The 6,767-nt window shown below is 67.5% G+C and carries 4 protein-coding genes and 1 riboswitch; of the genes, 2 read left to right on the forward strand and 2 right to left on the reverse strand.

The annotated features are described in order from the left end of the window. Nucleotides 1-340: 340 nt before the first annotated feature. On the forward strand, nucleotides 341-1,474 hold the full coding sequence (locus ACZ4TW_RS23670; protein WP_465546928.1) for a hypothetical protein: 1,134 nt from the start codon (nucleotides 341-343) through the stop codon (nucleotides 1,472-1,474). 19 nt (nucleotides 1,475-1,493) lie between these two features. Further along, on the forward strand, nucleotides 1,494-2,441 hold the full coding sequence (locus ACZ4TW_RS23675; RefSeq protein WP_465546930.1) for an LLM class F420-dependent oxidoreductase: 948 nt from the start codon (nucleotides 1,494-1,496) through the stop codon (nucleotides 2,439-2,441). A gap of 39 nt (nucleotides 2,442-2,480) precedes the next feature. Here the strand turns inward: ACZ4TW_RS23675 and gcvP are convergent, their stop codons facing one another. Both gcvP and ACZ4TW_RS23685 read right to left on the reverse strand, forming a co-directional pair. Continuing rightward, nucleotides 2,481-5,369 (reverse strand): aminomethyl-transferring glycine dehydrogenase, encoded by a 2,889-nt coding sequence (gene gcvP, locus ACZ4TW_RS23680; RefSeq protein ID WP_465546932.1) that lies wholly within the window; start codon nucleotides 5,367-5,369, stop codon nucleotides 2,481-2,483. Nucleotides 5,370-5,552: 183 nt separating this feature from the next. Continuing rightward, nucleotides 5,553-5,665, reverse strand: a riboswitch (glycine riboswitch). A gap of 14 nt (nucleotides 5,666-5,679) precedes the next feature. After that, nucleotides 5,680-6,321, reverse strand: coding sequence for a MerR family transcriptional regulator (locus ACZ4TW_RS23685; protein WP_465546934.1), 642 nt, complete (start codon nucleotides 6,319-6,321; stop codon nucleotides 5,680-5,682). Nucleotides 6,322-6,767: the final 446 nt, after the last annotated feature.

The raw sequence follows: 6,767 nt of genomic DNA on the forward strand, positions 1-6,767 counted from the left end.
GGGGCGACAGCGGCACGCTTGGGCGTCTTTGTTGGGGGGAGAACAGCGCGCCCACCCTTGCCCCCCCCCCCCCACCGGGGTCGGGACCCCCCCCCCGCGGGCCCCCCCCTCGACTCGTTTCTGGCGATTCGTTTCTGGCGATTCGTCGCTGGGTGACGGCGTGGATCGGTCACGTGATGCCGCCGACGTCGTGGAATCGCCCTCAGCACCCGCCTGACAAGCGATCCCGCAGTTCGCTATCGTTCGATGACACCGAACTGTCGGGGCGAAAGGCAATCAGTTGGGACAGCATCGAAGTGCTGATGGGCGCCGCGGCGTCAGCCGGGGCCTGATCTTCGCCTTGCTGAGCATCCTGCTGGTCGCCGCCGTCGTCGTGACCTGGAATCATCTCGGTGACTCGCTGGACCGACAGGCCGACGACGCGGCGGGTGACTGTGTCGAGGGCAACGCCGAGGTTCCCGTCATCGCCGACCCGGATATCGCCGAGGCACTGAAGACGATTGCCGAGAACTACAACAAGACGGCTCCGGTCGTGCGGGATCACTGCATCGACGTGGCTGTGCGTCCGGGCGATGCGAAGGTCACCCTCGACGGGCTGACGAGCACCTGGGATCCGGCGTCCATGGGCACATTCCCGGCCGCCTGGGTGCCGCAGTCGTCGATCTGGTCGGCGGAGCTCGCCACCGCCCGCCCCACCGCCCTCGAGGGCGAGCCGTCGTCGTTGGTGACCTCACCGGTCGTCCTGGCGATGTCGCCCGAACTGGCGACGGCGTTCGACGGGCAATTGCAGTGGACGCAGGTCCCCACGCTGCAGGCGCGTAACGACAGCCTCTCCTCCGTCGGCCTGAACGGCATCGGTTCGCTACGTATGGCGATGCCGCGCGGCAGCGGATCGGACGCCACCTCGCTCAGTGCGCAGGCCGTCGCATCCGCGATCACCCGGACCACCGGTCCCCTCTCCGCGGCCGACGCCGCCTCCGATCAGGTCACCACCACCGTGACCGAACTCATCGACGGGGCACCGCAGTCGCCGGACGGCACCCCGACGGGAGCGGCGACATCCATCGCCGACGCCCCGTCCCTGCAGGCAGCGAGCATCCGCGTCGTGCCCATCACCGAGCAGCGTCTTTATCAGCTCACCAAGGATGACGCCACGGCGACATTGGCCGAGGTGGTGCCGGGTGGTCCGACGCCGCTGGCGGATTATCCGGTCATCCGGCTGGCCGGTGATCAGGTGTCCGACGTCGCGAATGCGGCGGTCGCCGAGTTCTTCTCGTTCGCGATGAAGGCCGAGCAGTTGAAGGAGCTGACGCAACTCGGATTCCGTGGCGACGCACCGCTGCCGACAGCCACCGCGACGGTGACCTTCCCCAACACCCGTGACCCGATGCCGGTACCGGAGACCGCGGCGACGATCTCCATCAACCGGCTCGTCTTCGGCCCCGATTCCGCGCCGCGCCCCGCCGGGAGCTGAGGGGCGTAGCGTCGGGGTGGTGACTCTCCTCGGTTATCAGATCCCGAATTTCACCTACCCGGATGTCCGCCCGGATCAGTTGTTCCCGATCATCACGGCGCAGGCCGTCGAAGCGGAGAACTCCGGCTTCGACACCGTCCTGGTGATGGATCACTTCTACCAATTGCCCATTCTGGGCGAACCCGACGAACCGATGATCGAGTGCTACACGCTGCTCGCGGCGCTGGCCCAGCACACCTCGCGGGTGCGGCTGTCGGCGCTGGTCACCGGCAACACCTACCGCAACCCGACGCTGCTCGCGAAGTCGGTCACCGCCCTGGACCTGGTCTCGGCCGGACGCGGTCAACTCGGTATCGGCGCCGGCTGGTTCGAACTCGAACACGATTCTCTCGGTTACGAATTCGGCACCTTCACCGACCGATTCGAGAAACTCGAGGAGGCCCTGCAGATCATTCTGCCGATGCTGCGCGGCGAACGGCCCTCACTCGACGGCAAGCATTATCAGGTCGTGGAGGCGATCAACTCGCCTGCTCCGCTCGGTCGTATCCCGGTGATGATCGGTGGCGGCGGTGAGCGCAAGACGCTGCGGATGGTCGCACAGTACGCAGACGAGTCGAACATCATCTGTGCACCCGCCGAGATCGGCCGCAAACTCGACGCGCTCGCCGGTCACTGCGAGAAGCTCGGCCGCGACCGCGCGGAGATCACGGTCAGCCTGCAGACCTCGGCATGTGTCGCGCCCACCCACGAGCAGGCCGTCGCCGAGTTCGAGGCCTATCTCGCGAGGAATCCGCGTGCCGAGGTCCGACGGTCGTCGACGATTGTCGGCGATCCCGACGAGGTGGCGCAGCGGTTCGCCGACCTCAAGGCCGCCGGCGTGGACGGGTTCACGGTGAACGCTCCGGCGAACGGTCACATCAAGGGACGCGTAAGCCTCCTCGGGGAGACCCTCGCGCCCCTCATCTGACGCACTGCACCGGGCGGTCTACCGGGCCGTCTGCCGCCGCTACTCGCTGAACGCCTCGATCGGCGGGCAGTTGCACACCAGGTTGCGGTCGCCGAACGCACCGTCGATGCGTCGGACACCCGGCCACACCTTGGCGCGAGCGCCGGCCGAGGGCAGACCCGACGGGTAGACCGCGGTCTCGCGGGAGTACGGATGATCCCACTGCGCGACAAGACATTCGGCGGTATGCGGCGCACCACGCAGCGGATTGTCCTCCACCGGCCAGGTGCCCTTGGCGACGTCGTCGATCTCGGCGCGGATGGCGACCATGGCGTCGATGAACGCGTCGAGCTCGTCGAGGTTCTCACTCTCGGTGGGCTCGACCATGAGGGTGCCGGCGACCGGGAAGCTCATCGTCGGTGCGTGGAAACCGTAGTCGGCCAGGCGCTTTGCCACATCGTCGACGGTGACGCCGGTCGCCTTGGTCAGCGGCCGCAGGTCCAGGATGCACTCGTGGGCGACATAACCGACCTCGTCGTCGGCGGCGCCGGCGGCGTGATCGGTGTAGAGCACCGGGTAGTACTCGGCGAGGCGTCGGGCGACGTAGTTGGCCGACGCGATCGCGGTTAGCGTGGCCCGGCGCAAGCCGTCTGCACCCATCATGGCGATGTAGGCGTAGGTGATCGGCAGGATCGACGCCGATCCGTACGGCGCCGCCGCGATCGTCATGTCGCCGGGGAGTTCGTCGGCGAGCGGATGCCCGGGCAGGAACGGCGCGAGGTGATGCCGAACACCGATCGGTCCGACGCCGGGCCCGCCACCGCCGTGCGGGATGCAGAACGTCTTGTGCAGATTCAGGTGGCTGACGTCACCGCCGAATCGGCCCGGACGGGCCAGTCCGACAAGGGCATTGAGGTTCGCACCGTCGACGTACACCTGGCCACCGGCGTCGTGTACCGAGGCGCAGATGTCGGCGATGTCGTGCTCGAAGACACCGTGTGTCGAGGGGTAGGTGATCATCAACGCGGACAGGGTGTCGCGGTGGGCGTCGATCTTGGCGCGCAGGTCGTCGAGGTCGACGTCGCCGTTCTCGCGGCAGCCGACAACCACGACACGCATCCCGGCCATCACAGCCGACGCCGCGTTGGTGCCGTGAGCGCTCGACGGGATCAGACAGACGTCGCGATGATCATGCCCTCGGCTGAGGTGATAGCGGCGGATGGCCAGCAGCCCGGCGTACTCGCCCTGCGATCCGGCGTTGGGCTGCAAGCTGATCCGGTCATAGCCGGTGATGGCGACCAGCCAGCTCTCCAATTCGGTGATCAACTCGCGGATACCCGCGGTGTCTGCGGCGGGCGCGAACGGGTGGAGTTCGGCGAAGCCGGGCCAGGTGATGGGTTCCATCTCCGTAGTCGCGTTGAGCTTCATGGTGCAGGACCCGAGCGGGATCATGCTGCGGTCGAGGGCAATGTCCTTGTCGGACAGGCGGCGCAGATAGCGCAGCATCGCGGTCTCGGTGCGGTAGCGGGTGAACGCCGGATGGGTGAGGTACTCGCTCGTGCGCGTCTCGATGTCCTGGGCGAAGGAGCGCGGCGTGACGTTGCCGGCGCTGAATGCGCCCAGCACCGCGGTGATGTCGGCGTCGGTGGTGGTCTCGTCGCAGGCGATGCCGACGAGATCGTCGTCGACGTGTCGGAGGTTCACGTTGCCGTGCGCCTTGGCGTGATCCACGACGGCCCCGGCCTGTCCCGGAACACGTACGAGGACGGTGTCGAAGAAGGTGGAGTGCTCGATCCGGAATCCGGCGGCGGCCAGACTGTCGGCGACGAGCGCGGCCCGCGCATGGACACGGCGGGCGATGGCGGCCAGGCCGTCGGCACCGTGATACGAGGCGTACATCGCGGCGATCACGGCGAGCAGCACCTGCGCCGTGCAGATGTTACTGGTGGCCTTCTCCCGGCGGATGTGCTGTTCACGGGTCTGCAGCGCAAGGCGGTAGGCGAGGTTGCCGTCGGCGTCCTTCGACACGCCGACGAGGCGGCCGGGTAACTGCCGGGCGTGCCTGCTGTGCACGGAGAGATAGCCGGCGTGGGGTCCGCCGAAGCCCATCGGGACGCCGAAGCGCTGGGTGGTGCCGAAGCAGACATCGGCGCCCTGCTCACCCGGCGGGGTGATGAGCGTCAGGGCGAGCAGGTCGGCGCCGACCGCGACGAGTGCGCCACGCTCATGGGCGGCGTCGATGATCGGTGCGGCGTCGACAACACGGCCCGACGCCCCGGGCACCTGCAGGATCACGCCGAAGAAGTCGCCCTCGGGCAGACCGGCATCGGGCAGCTGCGGATGCAGCGAGGCCTCGACGATCTCGATGCCGAGAGGTTCGGCACGGGTCTCGATGACGGCCCGGGTCTGTGGGAACAGGTCGTCGTCGACGACGAGTCGCTTGGACGACGACTTCACCGCGCGACGCATCAGGGTCATCGCTTCGGCGGCGGCGGTCGCCTCGTCGAGCATCGACGCGTTGGCGACCTCCATGCCGGTCAGGTCGCCGACCATGGTCTGGAAGTTGAGCAGCGCCTCCAGGCGTCCCTGGCTGATCTCCGGCTGGTACGGCGTGTACGCGGTGTACCAGGCGGGATTCTCCAGCACATTGCGGGTGATGACACCGGGCGTGTGGGTCCCGTAGTACCCGAGTCCGATCATCGAGCGTGCGACGGTGTTGGCGTCGGCGAGTGCGGCGAGGCGGGCCAGCGCCTGCGGCTCGGACAGCGGTGCGGGCAGGGCATCGAGCCCGTTGTCGTCGGGATCGTCGGCGATGACTCCGGGAACGACGACGGAGGCGAGCTCATCGAGGGAGCCGACGCCGATCGCGGTGAGGATGCGTGCGGTGTCCTCGGCGTCGGGGCCGACGTGACGGTCGACGAACGTGCGGGACTGCGGAGCGGACGACATGACGGGCGGACCTCTCGCCAGCGATCGGCGGCAGCCGACCGTAGGGTCCTCCCCCTCTGTCATGTTCGGGAGTCGGGCGGTGCCGACCCGGAACGCCTGAGAGATTCAGCCGACCCGGCGTCGTCGTCGGGGCGGCCTTTCACCGTGGGCGGATGAGCGAACCCATCACTTTCCAGAGACGTCGTCTCCATCACGGTCCTGGGTGCCTGAGAGTTTGACGAGGAGGTGTTGCTCCTTCGGCGGCCGGACTCCCCCACCTGACGGTGCGCGGTACGACTCTCTCCCGTGACGGTGCGACGTACCAGCCAGTCTAGCCGGTGCGGCGAGTGCGGCTCTTGCGGCGTGCGGCGAGTTCGTCCTCGGGTGCGGTCTCGCTCACACCGCCGTCGGCGCGCTCGCCGGGGAAATCGGCGATGGTGCCGGTGAGCTCGCGCATCGCGCCGCTCACAGCGATGCCGAATACGCCCTGACCACCCTGCAGGAGATCGACGACCTCTTCGGCGGACGTGCACTCGTAGACCGTCGTGCCGTCGGAGAACAGGGTGATGCGGGCAAGATCTTCGACGCCACGCTTACGCAGGTGATCGACCGCGACACGGATGTTCTGCAGCGAGATGCCGGTATCGAGGAGCCGCTTGACGATCTTGAGGACGAGGATGTCCTTGAAGGAATACAGACGCTGGCTTCCGGAGCCCGCCGCGCCACGGATCGACGGCACGACCAGGCCGGTGCGTGCCCAGTAATCGAGCTGACGGTAGGTGATGCCGGCGATCTGGCAGGCGCTCGGTACGCGGTAGCCGACGAGTTCGTCGGGGACGGTGTCGTTCGGGAAGAGGCCGGGGACGACGTCGTCGAGGCTGCCCTGGGTGGGTGTCGACGGACCTGCGCCACCCGCCTGCTCTGGGGTCGATGCGTCACCGGTCGATGCCGTTTCGGCATCTCGGTCCGCCACCGCATCCCGGTCGAAAGGCTGATCGCCCACTGCAGACTCCTCGCAACGCTCGGATCGGCCTCATCTGTCGAGGTCCGCGTCTCAGAGTACGCCCCTCGGGACCGATCATCTCCCACATCACCACGTCGGCGTGGTGATGCGATGACCGTAGGGCGCCGGACGACCGAGGTTCAACGCGACGCGCCCATCAACCTCAACCTCGACTTGAGATGAAGGTGAACGGTGATCTGTCAGTTGCCGTTTTGTGATGAGCCGGCCCAAAACCGTTGGTCCGGCCGACCTCTGTCTGGACCGACGAAGAACGAGGGAGCGCAGCGACCGATGTGATGAGGAGGGAAGACGGAGGTTTAAGGGCTCTTCCGAATTGACGGTGCGTAGAACGGGTTCTCGCGGGCACAAGATGTGGGTGAGCAAGGTCGCGGGGTGTGGGCGGTGAGTCTGGGGAT

This window comes from Agromyces sp. NPDC029043, assembly GCF_055564615.1.